At 33.1% G+C, this 14,918-nt stretch carries 16 protein-coding genes; all 16 read right to left on the reverse strand.

The window, feature by feature from the left end:
- Positions 1–421 (reverse strand): relaxase/mobilization nuclease domain-containing protein (locus RYK20_RS03225; protein WP_314894404.1); only part of this gene is annotated, 421 nt, incomplete at its 3' end.
- Positions 414–863 (reverse strand): special sigma factor, encoded by a 450-nt coding sequence (locus RYK20_RS03230; protein WP_314894405.1) that lies wholly within the window; start codon positions 861–863, stop codon positions 414–416. The genes RYK20_RS03225 and RYK20_RS03230, both read right to left, overlap by 8 nt.
- 82 nt (positions 864–945) lie before the next feature.
- Entirely contained in the window at positions 946–1,821 is an 876-nt protein-coding gene (locus tag RYK20_RS03235; RefSeq protein WP_314894406.1) for a toprim domain-containing protein, read from the reverse strand.
- Between the two features lie 219 nt (positions 1,822–2,040).
- On the reverse strand, positions 2,041–3,270 hold the full coding sequence (locus RYK20_RS03240) for a DUF5906 domain-containing protein (RefSeq protein WP_314894407.1): 1,230 nt from the start codon (positions 3,268–3,270) through the stop codon (positions 2,041–2,043).
- Between the two features lie 23 nt (positions 3,271–3,293).
- Positions 3,294–3,632: a helix-turn-helix domain-containing protein gene (locus RYK20_RS03245; protein ID WP_314894408.1), complete on the reverse strand. Its 339-nt coding sequence runs from the start codon at positions 3,630–3,632 to the stop codon at positions 3,294–3,296.
- A gap of 154 nt (positions 3,633–3,786) precedes the next feature.
- Positions 3,787–4,650 carry a hypothetical protein gene (locus RYK20_RS03250; protein ID WP_314894409.1) on the reverse strand — a complete coding sequence of 288 codons (864 nt, stop codon included), beginning with the start codon at positions 4,648–4,650 and terminating at the stop codon, positions 3,787–3,789.
- A gap of 12 nt (positions 4,651–4,662) precedes the next feature.
- Positions 4,663–5,895, reverse strand: coding sequence for a site-specific integrase (locus RYK20_RS03255; RefSeq protein WP_314894410.1), 1,233 nt, complete (start codon positions 5,893–5,895; stop codon positions 4,663–4,665).
- Positions 5,892–6,464: a helix-turn-helix domain-containing protein gene (locus RYK20_RS03260; protein WP_314894411.1), complete on the reverse strand. Its 573-nt coding sequence runs from the start codon at positions 6,462–6,464 to the stop codon at positions 5,892–5,894. The genes RYK20_RS03255 and RYK20_RS03260 overlap by 4 nt, the downstream gene beginning before the upstream one ends.
- 197 nt (positions 6,465–6,661) lie before the next feature.
- On the reverse strand, positions 6,662–8,569 hold the full coding sequence (dnaK, locus tag RYK20_RS03265; protein ID WP_314894412.1) for a molecular chaperone DnaK: 1,908 nt from the start codon (positions 8,567–8,569) through the stop codon (positions 6,662–6,664).
- Positions 8,570–8,659: 90 nt separating this feature from the next.
- Positions 8,660–9,328: a uracil-DNA glycosylase gene (gene ung / locus RYK20_RS03270; protein ID WP_314801869.1), complete on the reverse strand. Its 669-nt coding sequence runs from the start codon at positions 9,326–9,328 to the stop codon at positions 8,660–8,662.
- 1 nt (position 9,329) lies between these two features.
- Entirely contained in the window at positions 9,330–10,271 is a 942-nt protein-coding gene (gene trxB, locus RYK20_RS03275) for a thioredoxin-disulfide reductase (RefSeq protein ID WP_314894413.1), read from the reverse strand.
- Positions 10,272–10,311: 40 nt separating this feature from the next.
- Complete coding sequence (gene accC / locus RYK20_RS03280) at positions 10,312–11,670, reverse strand: acetyl-CoA carboxylase biotin carboxylase subunit (protein ID WP_297978320.1); 1,359 nt, start codon at positions 11,668–11,670, stop codon at positions 10,312–10,314.
- A gap of 90 nt (positions 11,671–11,760) precedes the next feature.
- Positions 11,761–12,264 (reverse strand): acetyl-CoA carboxylase biotin carboxyl carrier protein, encoded by a 504-nt coding sequence (gene accB, locus RYK20_RS03285; protein WP_311456013.1) that lies wholly within the window; start codon positions 12,262–12,264, stop codon positions 11,761–11,763.
- Positions 12,265–12,480: 216 nt separating this feature from the next.
- A complete protein-coding gene (locus tag RYK20_RS03290) occupies positions 12,481–13,485 on the reverse strand; it encodes a beta-ketoacyl-ACP synthase III (protein WP_297978318.1) in 1,005 nt (334 codons plus the stop codon).
- A 120-nt stretch (positions 13,486–13,605) separates the two neighbouring features.
- Positions 13,606–14,100, reverse strand: coding sequence for a GNAT family N-acetyltransferase (locus tag RYK20_RS03295; protein ID WP_311456015.1), 495 nt, complete (start codon positions 14,098–14,100; stop codon positions 13,606–13,608).
- A 2-nt stretch (positions 14,101–14,102) separates the two neighbouring features.
- Entirely contained in the window at positions 14,103–14,909 is an 807-nt protein-coding gene (gene dapF, locus RYK20_RS03300; RefSeq protein WP_297978316.1) for a diaminopimelate epimerase, read from the reverse strand.
- Between the last annotated feature and the right edge of the window lie 9 nt (positions 14,910–14,918).

A 14,918-nucleotide genomic window follows, 5' to 3' on the forward strand; every position in this document is an offset into this window, starting at 1 on the left:
CTCTTACAGCTTGTCCAAATAATTCTCCTATTTTATGAGCCGTTATTGTATTTTGTCCGTGTGTATTTACTCTATTGACTATAAAATGAATATGTTTGTGTTTTGTCGAATTATGAATATCTAGTCGAATTTGATTGTCTTTTGTAACACCAACTTTTTCCAGAGCTTTTAGAGTAAGCTCTACCAAGACATCATTAGAAATTTCATTTTCTTCACTTCTCTCAGGGGAGATATATCCTGTTAAAGCCCAATTTTTTACATTTTTATTTCGGTCAGCTACAGCTTTCATTTCTTGGAATTGATTTTCAGTAGTATCTGATAACAAATTACTGGAATATACCATTTCAGCTGTTCCTTTGTCATTTCCATTGTATTGCAAAGCAATTTGGGAAATACGTCTTGTAGTTGCAGAATTATTCATCTCGTATTCTATTTTGGTATAAATAATTGTAAATTGATTTAGTAACTTCTTCTATCTCTTTTATGATTTCAGCTTTATTCTCTAGATTTGAAAATTCATGATTTCGTAATAGATTTTTTATTCTCTTAAAGTTATTTCCATAGGATAAAAGTACCTCATCTGTTTTAAATTCATTAATTTTTAGTTCTCTTTCCGTTAGAATTAGTCGAACATATTTAGAAATTTTGAGGTTTAGTTTTTTTGCTTTTTCTTTGAGAGTTTCGAATTCTTTTTCTGTAAGTTTTGTAGAAATTGTCTTAGAAAAAAGAGCAGATTTTTTCCTGGCTAAACCACCTTTTTTACCAATAGTTTTGAAATAATTTTTTCTTTTTTCTTCTGCATTTTTTTCTTCTTGTTCTTCTTGAATCTTTGTTATGAAATTCGTTAAAAAATCTTGTTCCATTTTTTTATTATCTGTGTTTTTTTAATGTTTTTGACGACAGGAAAAAACCAAAAAGTTCCATTATTTACATTAAGCCACACGCTTATTGTAAACAATGGGTACTTTTTGCACTAATATCGTAGCAAATAGGTTCACTCATTATGAAATCATTTAAATCTTTGTAGTTTTGATATAAAGCTCTATAATCTTCTACATGAGGATTTAATTGTTTTATTTCATTTGTCGCTCTATTTCCTGCTTCATCATTGTCAAAATATAGTTCTATTTTTTCATGACTATCAATAATTTTTTCAATTTTAAAAATCATTGAAACAGAATTTAAAATGACATAATCTGATAGTTGTTCTTCTGGTGTTTTTTTCATTTGTATAAAAGAAAGATAATCCATAAATCCTTCAAAAATCCTAAGCATACTTGAATTATTTTTTATCGTAGTAATATCTTTTCTCCCAATGCAAATTTTAGAGTATTTATTCCTTATTTCATAACCACCAGTATCATTTTTAAAACCAATACCAAAATATTTTTTATCTGATATTTTATAATGGATTTCTTTAAGTAAGTGCATATTATTTTCAATTCTTCTTTCCTTTAAGTATTGAATTAAGGCATTGTGTTTTACCTCTGAAATAGATAATATTTCATATCTACTTTCGTCCTTAGTTATATTACATATTTGCTCATTAAAAGAAAAATCAAATTGAGACAGATATTCTAAGGCTTCAGATACAGAACATAACTTGATGCCCTGAACCAATGAGACTATATCGTATTTCTTTCCCGTTCCGAAGTCAAAAGCAATATTCTTGATGAAATTGACCAATAAGCTGGGTGTTTTTTCTTCTCTATCAAAAGCAAAATAAAATGCTGTTTTAGAATTACCTTTGCTTGGGAAAAGAGAAAAACTTTCTAAAACATTTCTAATAGATATCTGAGTATTTGCTTGTTTACAATTCATATCTTATTTTTTGAGTTTTATATGTTTGTTTTTCGTTGAATTGTTGAAAGAAGGATGTAACTATCTTATCAAGTGTATTTTATACACTCAACAAAAACTCAACAATTCAACAAAATAGGTTTATGATTGTTCAACAATAGCTCAACAAAATTCAAGGTTTTAAAATTTGTTGAATACTTCGTTGAATGGGTATTTAATTAAAATTCAATTATTTGTAGCTTAATTCGACAAATCAACATATTTTTCAAGAATAAAATCTTTGGAAATATTGAAGTATCTTCCCACAGAATTACTCTTATAAAAATTTCCAGAATAGTCAGTATCGTAGCGGGTGTAGGTTAATCCGTTTTTTTGAGGTTCTAAATTCCATTTTTCTTTCAGTACATTCCTTACATCATTTCGGGAATAATACAATTGACGGAATATTCTATTGAGCATATTCAAAATATCTTGAGGAACAGCTTTTATTTCTGTTTCCTCTGTTGATTCAAAAAACTCATAAAGAAGTTCTATCATCTTACATTCCAACTTATTTGAATTTTTAAGAATAAGCTTTTGGAGTGCTTTTGTTTTTATTTCTTCAGGAGCAAACCACATTCTGCTTTTCTTTTCAGAATGGAATTTTCGATGGATTAAAAAACTTAAAAATAAAGGAATTTCTGTAATTAAATTTTGAAGAAACTCAGTGTTTTCAGATTTTATTGGATTGATTTTCAAAACCCAGAAGCGAATTTCGTTTTCATCAATTTGAATAAAATTGTCTTCGTTATTAGAACAAAGGATAAATTTTCCAAAAAAATCAATTTCCTCTCGGTCTTTACCTTTATTCTCTAACTTATCCTTATTGGTAGTGGAGAGATATTTTAGTCGTTCAGTGATTTCCTTTCGATCAAAAAACACTTCGTCAATGGCTATAATCAACATTGAAGCCCAGTCAGAATTGAATTGACTATTGAACGAATCTCCCTTGATATAAGTCATATTTCTTCCGAAAATCTCTTTGAGCCATTTGAGAAAAGTAGTTTTTCCTGTAGCTCTTTCTTTGCTTACCAAACATAAGATAGGAAGAATTTGAGTAGGATTTTCCAGTAAAATCTTCAGATAATCTAGACCTAAATCTACTTGATTTCCGAAAATATGTTGCATAAAAGAAATAGAAAAAGGAATTTCATCTGACAGTACTACCGAAATACTCGGCTGATAGGGAATTTCATTGTATATATTATAAAAATTCTCTATAGTTTTTTGGTATTTCAGATGATTAGGAATACAACAGAAGCCATCATATTTAGGAATTTCGTAGATATATTTCTTACCATGGTCTTGGATAATGGTTTCTCTTGACCACTTAACGAGTGAAGTGATTTTGTCGCCAGAGATTTGTGGACGTTCTATAATTTTGTAATAGGTAGTACCCACACGAATGTAAGGTATAAGTAATTCTCCCATTTTGATACACTTTTACGTTTAAATTACTTGACCTTTTTTTTAGCTTTGTGAGCCATTTCTTCTATTTCTTGAATTGTCTTTCTTTTTCCTTGAGCAATCCAATCCAAAAGTTCATCTTCGTAGAAATAGAGCTTTTTTCCATTTTTGTAATGGGGAATTTGTCGCTTTCTAACTAAAGTATAGACTGTAGGTTTAGCCTTTTTTATAATTGTGCAGGCCTGATCTATACTTATAGGATTCTTCTTGTTATTGATTTCTATTGTATCTTTATTTTTTACAATAGTTTTTAATTCTTCTATCTGGTGAGATAGAAAAGCAACTGCTTTAGGCAGATTTTCAAATGAGATGTTATTTGTATCCATAATTTTATATTTAAAATTATGGTGCAAACTTAGTAAATGTATCCTTTGTGATGAGAAAAACACATAAAAACACATAAAAACACAGAAAAAACACAGAAATCACAAGTGAATCACAGAAATCACGAGTGAATCACATAATGAAAAACATTCTTTTTTACTCATTGAGCTTAGATAAATCTTCTTTGATTATAATTCTTCCTTTTTTCTCATCGTCTTTCAAATGACTTTTTATTGTTTTTATACTGGTTCTTGAGAATTTTTCTGCAAAAATTATCTTCAAAAGTTTGGCAATTACATCTTGTTCTCCAACTCTAAAGTGATTCCAAATATTCCAACCAAAGTGATATAAATCAAGAACTTTTAGATTTTTGACACTTATGGAGGAATAGTTCAAAAAATCGGTCTCTCCATTAGAATAGGCTTTTATCGCGGCATAAATATTTTTAATTTCCTCCTCTGAACAAAGCCCAGTAAAAGTTTCTATTATATATTTTTCGGCAATATTTAATTTATTTTTTTCTTTGTTTTTATTTTTGTTCCCTAAAAAGTTATCTTTATTAGTTGAATCTACCTTTATATAGGTGTTATTTATATTATTATCAATAGTCTCTATGGGAGCAGTATCCGTGGTAGTAGTATTCGTGTGAGTATACATGGGAGTAGTATCCATGGAGATAGTCTCTATGTGAGTAGTCTCCGTGATAATATCCATAGGAGTAGTCTCTATGTGAGGAATATCCGTGGTAGTAGTCTCTATGTGAGTAGTGTCCGTAGGAGTAGTATTAGTAAGAATTACTTTGCTTCTGATAAAGAAAAGTAATGACATTAGTAATGGCGGAACATTGAGATAAACAAAAAACACTGTTAATATGAATACAATGATAATCATAGTGTAAATCGTTTTAACTTCATAAACTCCAAATTTCACCATAAGATATGTTACTTCTAATAATGTGATTATAATAATAGCTAATTTTTCTGATTTTCCGATTAAATCTCTCTTTTGTACCATATTCATAATTTACTATTTTTAAAAATTCAACTTAATAACTTCTGCTGCTTTTATTTTATTTTCATCAATTATTTTTGCATAGATTTGTGTTGTATTTACATTTGTATGTCCCAGCATTTTGCTTACAGTGTAAATATCTGTACCATTAGCTAATTGTAAGGTGGCAAATGTGTGTCTAAAACAATGAAAGGTAATATTTTTGTGAATACCTGCTTTTGCAATCCACTTTTTCAAAGGGCGAGAAATCCAAGCAGGATCAGGTAAATTCTCAAAAACTAAATCCTCTAAGTCTCTTCTCTCTCCACATAATTCCAAGGCTTGTTTTGAAATGGGTTTATATTCTACACCTTTGGTTTTCTTCTGAGTAAAGTGGAGTTCTATTTTGTTATTATCTTCTATGATTTCTTTCCATCTTAACCTTTGAATATCTGAGAGCCTTAATCCTGTGAGAGCAGAGAAAAGTGAAGCTCGTTTCAAAATATCATTATCACAAGGTGTCTTTGCTAAAATATTTAATTCTTCTTCTGAGAGATACTCTCTTCTTGATTCTCTATCAGCAATACCTTTTATTTTTCCAGACAAATCTGATAAAAAATATCCATCAATAAAGGCTTGTTTTAGAATAGCTTTGAAAATAGAAAAATATGTGGCTGAGGTATTGACAGAGATAGTTCCTTTCTTATTTCCTCCACAAGGTGCAGATAATAAGAAATTTTTAAAATTCTCTGAAAACTTCATATCAATCTGTGCAAATTTTACTTCTTCACCTGAAAATAATTTTAGAAATTCTATTACCCTTTTCCAATTTACACGAATAGTGTTCGAACTGTTTTTATGTTTTTTCTTCAGTAACTCTTCACAATAAGAAATAAAATTTTCTTTTAATAATTCTTTTTGTTTTAATTGTTGATTATCTCCTAATAAAATTTGCTCATCATATTCTTTTTGCAATTTTCTACGAATTGCATCAGCAAATAACATTGTTTCTTTATCCAAATCACTTTTACAAATGATTACTCCATTTTCATCTCGTTTTGGTTTATAGGAAACATTTCCCTTATCATCAGTTTTTGCTGAGTGAGTTTTGTCAAAAACTACAGAACTAACACTTCTATTGAGATATTCTCTGACTCTTTTAGGTGTTTCTTTATTTGCTTCATAAACGGGATAGCACTCTATATAGACATACCATTCTTTCTTAAATTCTGCCTTACGAAGTCTTACTGTACATTTTGTGGGTTTTACTTTCATTGTCTAATAAATATTTTATCAATTTCAACCTTTGGAACATATACAAATTTCCCTATTTTTTCTTTTGGGATATTAAATTTTTTAATAATACTAGTCACTGTTGAAGGATTTGCTCCAAACTTTTCACTTACTTGTGAAAGCGTATAGCAATTTTCTTTTTTATATTTCTTAGGAAACTCTTTCTCTTGTTTGTCATTTTCATCGATAATAATTGGAGAGAAAAGTTTTTCCAATTCTATTTTATTTATTCTTGTAAGTCGCTCACCAAGATTTACACTATGGATGAGTTTTTGCTTAATCAATCTATGAATAGTGCTTTTTGAAATTCCAAATAAAACAACAGCTTCACTTACAGAAATAAATTCTCTATGCTGAAGAATAGCAATTTTATTTGCGTACTTCTCTAAAATCTTTTCTTTTTCCTGCAATTCTTTTTCTTGTTTTTTCCGTTCTTTTCCATTTTTACTTGCACATGAATTTGAACAAAAACGAGTTGTTATTGTTTTAGCTTCAAAGGGCTTATGACATTGCTCACAAACCTTTGGTATTTTCAATTTACTAAACCCCATTTTATTGCTATTAATGATTAATAAGCGTTTTAAGACTCACATTGTGGTAAATTATGACCCGATACAAATATGGTACAAAATTATAATTAAAAAATGAGAAAAACAAATAGTATGGATTAATTTAAAAATAAAAAAACTACTATAAACCAAGTGTTTATAGTAGTTTTTAATATTTACTAATCGTTGCTAATCAACGCTTATTTTACTTCTTCAAAATCTACATCTTGAACATTATTATCTCCTCCACCTTGTTGTTGATTAGTATTATCTTGATATTCTGCTCCTGAGCTAGATCCTCCTGCTTGTTGTGCTTTATAAATATCCTCTGAAGCACTCTTCCAAGCGTTGTTGATATTCTCTAAAGCTGTATCAATCGCTAAAATTTCCTTACTTTCATAAGCTTGCTTAAGTTCTTCCAAGCTACTTTCAATAGCAGATTTTTTATCTGCAGGAAGCTTATCTCCAAACTCTTTCAATTGTTTTTCTGTTTGGAAAATAAGAGCATCAGCCTCATTCATCTTTGTTGCTATCTCTTGAGCTTTCTTATCTGCTTCGGCATTAGCTTCTGCATCACGTTTCATTCTTTCAATTTCCTCTTGAGTAAGTCCAGAAGAAGCCTCTATCCTGATATCGTGAGTTTTACCTGTTCCTTTATCGGTAGCAGATACATTGATAATACCATTAGCATCAATATCGAAGATTACTTCAATTTGAGGAACTCCTCGTGGTGCAGGTGGGATACCATCTAAGTGGAAACGTCCAATAGTCTTATTGTCCGCAGCCATAGGTCTCTCTCCTTGTAGTACGTGGATTTCCACGCTAGGTTGGTTATCCGCTGCAGTAGAGAATATTTGTGATTTCTTAGTTGGGATAGTGGTATTAGCTTCGATAAGCTTTGTCATTACTCCTCCCATAGTTTCAATACCAAGAGATAGGGGGGTAACATCTAACAATAATACATCTTTTACATCTCCTGTAAGAACTCCTCCTTGGATTGCAGCTCCTATAGCTACTACTTCATCAGGATTTACACTCTTATTTGGCTTTTTACCAAAGAATTTTTCTACTGCCTCCTGAACTGCTGGGATACGAGTAGAACCTCCTACAAGGATTACCTCATTGATATCACTCACTTCAAGACCTGCATTCTCAAGAGCTTTTTTACAAGGTTCGATAGTACGAGCTACCAAATCCTCAATAAGTTGTTCAAACTTAGCACGGGTAAGGGTACGCACTAAGTGCTTAGGACCTGTAGCAGTAGCCGTGATATAAGGTAAATTAATTTCTGTCTGCATAGAAGAAGAAAGCTCTATTTTTGCTTTCTCAGCGGCTTCCTTAAGACGTTGAAGAGCCATCGGATCTTTACGTAAGTCTAAGCCTTCTTCTTTTTCAAATTCTTCAGCAAGCCAATTAATGATTTTCTCATCCACATCATCTCCTCCTAAGTGTGTATCTCCATCTGTAGAAAGCACCTCAAAAACACCATCTCCTAATTCAAGGATAGAAACATCGTGAGTTCCTCCCCCGAAGTCAAACACTACAATTTTATGATCATTATGTTGCTTATCTAGTCCATAAGCTAAGGCTGCAGCAGTAGGCTCATTAATAATACGTTCTACTTTTAGCCCAGCGATTTCTCCCGCTTCTTTAGTAGCTTGACGTTGTGCATCATTAAAGTATGCAGGAACGGTAATTACCGCACGACTTACGGTTTGTCCTAAGAAGTCTTCAGCAGTTTTTTTCATTTTCTGAAGAATCATAGCAGAGATTTCTTGAGGAGAATAGAGTCGTCCATCAATATCTACACGAGGTGTATCATTATCCCCTTGTTCTACAGCATAAGGCACACGTCCTATTTCCTTGCCTAATTCAGAGAACTTATTTCCCATAAAACGTTTTATAGAATAAATCGTTTTCTTAGGGTTGGTAACCGCTTGTCGTTTAGCTGCATCTCCTACTTTTATCTCGCCTCCTTCTACAAAGGCTACTACAGAGGGAGTAGTTCGCTTCCCTTCTGCATTGGTAATCACCACAGGATCATTACCTTCCATTACAGAAACACACGAGTTCGTGGTTCCTAAATCTATTCCAATAATCTTACTCATAATCGTATTTATCTTTTATCTTATTTTGTTATTACAATTCATTATTGTCAATGATTGTGCCAAAATGAATTTTGCGACAAATTGTCAGTATTATTGCCAATTAATTATAGACTTTCCTATTGAGAGAAGATACTCATTTGTCTTACTAAAATGCTTATTCCCAAACCAATACCCTCTATTAGCACTCAATGGGGAAGGATGTCCTGAGGTTAAGACATAATGTCTGTTTGTATCTATTAATGACACCTTTTTCTTAGCAAATCCACCCCATAGAAGAAAAACTACTTGTTGGCAATTACTGGAAATAGCCTCAATTACAGCATCTGTAAAGGTTTCCCAACCTTGATGTTGATGACTTCCTGCCTGATTAGCTCGAACAGTAAGCGTTGTATTGAGTAACAAAACTCCTTGTTTTGCCCAACGAACTAAATTACCACTTTCAGGATAAGGCAAATTCAAATCTTCCTGAATTTCTCTAAATATATTCACCAAAGAAGGAGGATGAGCTATTCCTTCATTAACCGAGAAACAAAGTCCATTTGCTTGATTTTCACCGTGATAAGGATCCTGCCCCAGAAGAACTACTTTTAAATTTTCAAAAGGACAAGCATCAAAAGCTAGAAAAATATCCTTACCCTTAGGATAGCAAATATGTTCTGTATATTCTTTCCTAACGAAATCTGTCAGTTTTTGAAAATAATCTTTTTCAAATTCTCCTGAAAGTAAATTTTTCCAAGAGGGAGCGATACGAACTTCCATTTTAATTCTCTAGTGTAGCCAAATATCGTTCTGCATCTAATGCTGCAATAGCACCACTTCCTGCGGCTATGACAGCTTGTCTATAATGCTTATCGGCAGCATCTCCCGCAACAAAAACACCTTCTACATTGGTACGCGATGAGCCTGGGATATTTACAATATACCCTTCCTTGTCTAAAGTAAGATATGGAGCAAATATATCTGTATTGGGCTTATGACCTATTGCCACGAAAAAGCCTGTAATAGAAAATTCTGTAACTTCTTGATTAACATTATTACGTACCTTTATAGAGGATACAAGTTGTCCATCTCCAATGATTTCTTCTGTTTCTGTATTGAATAAAATAGAAATATTTTCTGTATTACGTACACGATTTTCCATTATTTTTGAAGCACGGAAAGCATCGCGACGTACAATCATTGTTACTTTTTTACAGATTTTAGAAAGATACAATGCTTCTTCACAGGCTGAATCTCCAGCTCCTACAATAGCCACTTCCTGATTCCTATAGAAAAAACCATCACATACAGCACAGGCAGAAACTCCTCCTCCCACTTGCAAATAGTGCTGCTCAGAAGGTAACCCCAAATACTTAGCTGAAGCTCCTGTACTAATGATGATACTATCGGCATGAATTTCCTTATCCTCCACCCATACTTTGAGGGGTTTGGCAGAGAAATCTACTTTGGTAACCCAGCCAGAACGAATATCAGCCTCAAAACGACGTGCTTGCTCTTCAAGCTGCATCATCATCTCTGTTCCTGTAATTCCTTGCGGATAACCTGGAAAATTTTCCACCTCATTGGTAGTAGTAAGCTGTCCCCCGGGTTGTTCTCCTTGGTATAGAACAGGTTTCAAGTTAGCTCTTGAAGCATAAATAGCTGCAGTATATCCGGCGGGACCTGATCCTATAATCAAGCATTTTATTCTTTCTATTGACATAGTATAAGTTTTTATAATTAATTTGATTAGAAAAAGTTACCTAATCCTCATCTTCATTTTTAGGTTGCATTACAAAGGTTTCCATAAACTTAGTTGTATAATTTCCTGAAATATAATCAGGACTCTCCATTAGTTGTTTATGGAAAGGTATTGTTGTTTTAATTCCTTCAATAACAAATTCATCTAGAGCTCTTTTCATCTTAGCAATAGCTTCTTCTCTGGTTTGAGCTGTAGTAATAAGTTTAGCTATCATAGAATCATAATTGGGTGGAATCGTATATCCTGCATATACGTGGGTATCCAATCGTACTCCAAAGCCTCCTGGTGCGTGGAAAGCTGTAATCTTCCCTGGACAAGGTCTGAAGTCATTATAAGGGTCTTCCGCATTGATTCTACATTCAATTGCGTGTAATTTGGGTGTATAATTTTTACCAGAAATAGGCACTCCTGCAGCTACTAATATCTGTTCTCGTATTAAATCATAGTCAATAACCTGTTCTGTAATAGGATGCTCCACTTGAATACGAGTATTCATCTCCATAAAATAGAAGTTTCTATGTTTATCCACCAAAAACTCTATTGTTCCAGCTCCTTCATACTTAATAGATTCAGCTGCTTTAACAGCTGCTTCTCCCATTTTCTGGCGAAGTTCAGGAGTCATAAAAGGAGAAGGTGTTTCCTCTGTAAGTTTCTGATGTCTTCGTTGTACTGAGCAATCACGCTCAGAGAGGTGACAAGCTTTTCCAAATTGGTCTCCTACAATCTGAATTTCAATATGGCGAGGCTCTTCTATAAGTTTCTCCATATACATCCCGTCATTACCAAAAGCAGCTGCGGCTTCCTGAGTAGCACTTTCAAAAGCTTTTTCTAACTCCTCTTCTTTCCACACAGCACGCATTCCTTTTCCTCCTCCTCCTGCTGTTGCTTTTAACATTACAGGATATCCCATTTCTTTAGCTATTTTTTTAGCATCTTCCACATCCTTTAGGAGTCCATCAGAACCTGGAACTGTAGGCACTCCAGCAGCTTTCATTGTCGCTTTAGCAGTTGCCTTATCACCCATCTTATCAATCATTTCTGCAGAAGCCCCTATGAATTTTATTCCATTTTCAGCACAAATTTTAGAGAACTTAGCGTTTTCTGATAAGAAACCATACCCAGGGTGTATTGCATCTGCATTTGTTATTTCTGCCGCTGCAATAATATTAGTAATTTTCAGATAAGAATCCTTACTAGGAGCAGGTCCTATACAGACAGCCTCATCTGCAAATCTCACGTGAAGGCTTTCAGCATCTGCAGTAGAATACACTGCTACTGTCTTAATCCCCATTTCTCTACAGGTACGTATTACCCTAAGGGCAATTTCACCTCGATTAGCTATTAATATTTTCTTAAACATCTTTTTATATTTTGGAATCCTAACAAATGAAACAATCTACTATATAAAATTATATATAGTAGTGTATAAACCATTAACTTATGGAAGAAACTATGAAGGATCTACTAAGAATAGTGGTTGATCATACTCTACAGGAGAAGAATCATCTACCAATACTTTTACTATTTTTCCAGAGACTTCGGACTCTATTTCATTGAAAAGTTTCATTGCTTCTATCACACAAAGTGTTTGTCCTTGTACAATATTATCTCCAACTTCTACAAATAAAGGCTTATTAGGAGCTGGTCTGCGATAGAAAGTTCCAATAATTGGTGATTTTATTGTAATATATTTCCCATTCTCATCATCATCTTGATTTTTAGCAACAAGAGAAGCTGGATCACTTACAGGAACAGGTATCACTGGTGCTATAGGAAGCTGAGCTTGTGGAATTCCCTGTGTTACAACAGGTTGTTGCACATATACAGTCTCAGGTCTTCCTTCTTCTCCTGAAGTCTTAATGGTAATCTTTACATCCTCCATTTCTAACTTCACCTCACTAGCTCCTGACTTAGCTACAAATCTGATTAGGTTTTGAATATCTCTTAAATCCATAACAATTTATATTTCAATTGTGAATATTATTTTTTTATAATTAGTAAAATATATCTTCGTTTAAGGGGACAAAAATACTAAATTAATTTTACATACAATCTGATAAAGGTAAGATTTTAATATTTTTCAAACTAATTCCCTAAAATATACTGTAAAAACAAGACTTGCTGATTCTTAATCTTCTTTAAGAAATAGCAAGTCTTATTCTATGATTTATTATTTTCCTTTAGGGTCATATGCCCACTTAAGATAGATTGCTCCCCAAGTAAAACCTCCTCCAAAAGCAACAAAAATAACATTATCACCTTTCTTTAGCTGATTTTCATAGTCATAAAGAGCCAATGGAAGTGTTGCTGAAGTGGTATTCCCATAATGATGTATGTTAAGCATTACCTTTTCCATAGGAAGCCCCATACGCTGTGCGGTAGCATCTATTATACGCTTATTCGCCTGATGAGGAACAAGCCAATTAAGATTTTCTGCTGTAAGGTGATTTCTTTCTACTAGGATATCAGTAACATCTGCCATACGAGAAACTGCGTATTTGAACACTGTTTTTCCGTCCTGATAGAGATTATTTTTACCTTCTTTGATTGTATCTGCTGTAGTAGGTAGGATAGAGCCTCCCGCATCTATCTTCAAGAAATCCCTTCCCACACCATCACTACGAAGATATTCATCCTGAATACCTAATCCCTCATAGTTAGGTTCAAAAAGAACTGCCCCTGCCCCATCTCCAAAGAGAATACAAGTAGCTCGATCTGTATAATCTATGATAGAAGACATTTTGTCGGCTCCTATAAGAAGTACTTTTTTATACTTTCCAGATTCAATGTATCTGGCTGCAACAGACATTCCATAAAGAAAACTTGAACAAGCCGCCTGTAGGTCAACAGCAAAAGCATTCACAGCTCCTATTTGTGTAGCCAAATAAGCCCCTGAGATAGCTACTGGCATATCTGGAGTAACGCTTGCAAAAAGAATCAAGTCAATTTCTTCAGGGTTGGTTCCTGTTTTTCTAAACAAATCTTCAACCGCTTTTATTCCTAAGTAAGAAGCTCCTTTTCCTTCTTCCTTTAGTAATCTCCTTTCTTTTATACCAGTACGAGTTGTAATCCATTCATCTGTGGTATCTACCATCTTTTCCAAGAGTTGATTTGATAACACAAAATCAGGAACATAACCTCCTACGCCTGTAATTGCAGCTGTAATTTTTGTCATAATTATTTATAAATTTTAGATGCGAAAAGCAACTTACGAATTAAGGCGCAAGTTACGAAAAAAATGTGATATAGACAATATAATAATGATTTTTATATTTTTCAGGAAAAAATATCCTTTTTATTTCAGATAATGATATAAAAATATATTCTTAAAGATTCCTTGCGAGAAAATCCAATCTTTTAGAACAGCTTCTCTCACAAAGCCTATTTTTTCAAAAAGCTTTTGACTTGGCACATTATCCTCTGGTACATAAGCAATTACCTGATGAATAGCTAAAAAAGTGAAAGCGTACTGACATACCTGAAATAAAGCTTTAGCTCCTATCCCTCTATTACGATAAGAACTTAATATAACAATTCCTACCGAAATCCGCTTGTTCTTTGGATTAAAATCATATAAATCTGCACAACCTACTACTTGACCTTCACTAACGATTACCAAACGTAGTTGCTTAGTCTGATAGATATCCAAATGAGCATTACTAATAAATTCCCTTAACAAATAACGTGAAAAAGGAGCTTGTGTCTCACTTATTTCCCATAATGCCTTATCATTTTCCAATTCATATAAGAAATCTATATCTTCAGGCTCAAGAGCTCTTAAACTAACCATTTTTATACGCTAATTGTCCCCTCAAAAGTAAACTCTGCTGTTCCTATGAGCCAAATATTAGTATATTCTTTAATTTTTAATCCTAAAAATTCTTTCTTAACTTCAAAAGTCACTTCTAGATTTCCTCCTTGAGTCTCTAGTATAATATATTCAGCTTTTGTTTTCCCTGATTTGTGCATCGCAATAGCTGTTGCCACTGCTCCCGTTCCACAGGAATAAGTCTCGTCCTCAACTCCTCGCTCATAAGTACGTACTTTAAAGCGATTTTCAGCAATAGGCTCTACAAAATTGACATTAATACCCTCTATATTAAAAGGTGTTCCATAACGGATTTTTGCTCCTTCTCTCTTTACATCAAGCTCAGGAAGATTTTTTACTATTTCTACATAATGAGGAGAGCCTGTATTCAATGATAATCCTTTTTTTACCTTATTTATCTGATTAACATCCTGCATCTGTAGATGAATCATTCCATTTTTAAAAAGTGCTCTATGGAGCCCGTCGGGAGCCGAAAAAGTAGTTTCATCTTTTTGGATAAGCCCTAATTTGTAGGCAAAAGCAACAATACAACGTCCTCCATTACCACACATTGTGCTAGGATTCCCATCTGAATTATAATATACCATTGCAAAATCATTCTCTTTGTCTTCTTCTAAGAGAATCAGCCCATCAGCTCCTATTCCAAAACGCCTATGGCAGAGGTTAGCCACCAATTTAGGGTCTCCTTTAGGAAATGTTTTCATTCGATTATCTATCATTATAAAATCATTTCCTGTTCCTTGATATTTAAAAAATCGGATTACTCTCATATCATCTTA

Source organism: uncultured Capnocytophaga sp., from assembly GCF_963525585.1.
GTDB lineage: Bacteria > Bacteroidota > Bacteroidia > Flavobacteriales > Flavobacteriaceae > Capnocytophaga.

Bases quoted from the DNA above. Each gene is read 5' to 3' on its own strand.
- RYK20_RS03230 (WP_314894405.1), bottom strand. From the start codon at position 863: ATGGAACAAGATTTTTTAACGAATTTCATAACAAAGATTCAAGAAGAA.
- RYK20_RS03235 (WP_314894406.1), bottom strand. From the start codon at position 1,821: ATGAATTGTAAACAAGCAAATACTCAGATATCTATTAGAAATGTTTTA.
- RYK20_RS03240 (WP_314894407.1), bottom strand. From the start codon at position 3,270: ATGGGAGAATTACTTATACCTTACATTCGTGTGGGTACTACCTATTAC.
- RYK20_RS03245 (WP_314894408.1), bottom strand. From the start codon at position 3,632: ATGGATACAAATAACATCTCATTTGAAAATCTGCCTAAAGCAGTTGCT.
- RYK20_RS03250 (WP_314894409.1), bottom strand. From the start codon at position 4,650: ATGAATATGGTACAAAAGAGAGATTTAATCGGAAAATCAGAAAAATTA.
- RYK20_RS03255 (WP_314894410.1), bottom strand. From the start codon at position 5,895: ATGAAAGTAAAACCCACAAAATGTACAGTAAGACTTCGTAAGGCAGAA.
- RYK20_RS03260 (WP_314894411.1), bottom strand. From the start codon at position 6,464: ATGGGGTTTAGTAAATTGAAAATACCAAAGGTTTGTGAGCAATGTCAT.
- dnaK (WP_314894412.1), bottom strand. From the start codon at position 8,569: ATGAGTAAGATTATTGGAATAGATTTAGGAACCACGAACTCGTGTGTT.
- ung (WP_314801869.1), bottom strand. From the start codon at position 9,328: ATGGAAGTTCGTATCGCTCCCTCTTGGAAAAATTTACTTTCAGGAGAA.
- trxB (WP_314894413.1), bottom strand. From the start codon at position 10,271: ATGTCAATAGAAAGAATAAAATGCTTGATTATAGGATCAGGTCCCGCC.
- accC (WP_297978320.1), bottom strand. From the start codon at position 11,670: ATGTTTAAGAAAATATTAATAGCTAATCGAGGTGAAATTGCCCTTAGG.
- accB (WP_311456013.1), bottom strand. From the start codon at position 12,264: ATGGATTTAAGAGATATTCAAAACCTAATCAGATTTGTAGCTAAGTCA.
- RYK20_RS03290 (WP_297978318.1), bottom strand. From the start codon at position 13,485: ATGACAAAAATTACAGCTGCAATTACAGGCGTAGGAGGTTATGTTCCT.
- RYK20_RS03295 (WP_311456015.1), bottom strand. From the start codon at position 14,100: ATGGTTAGTTTAAGAGCTCTTGAGCCTGAAGATATAGATTTCTTATAT.
- dapF (WP_297978316.1), bottom strand. From the start codon at position 14,909: ATGAGAGTAATCCGATTTTTTAAATATCAAGGAACAGGAAATGATTTT.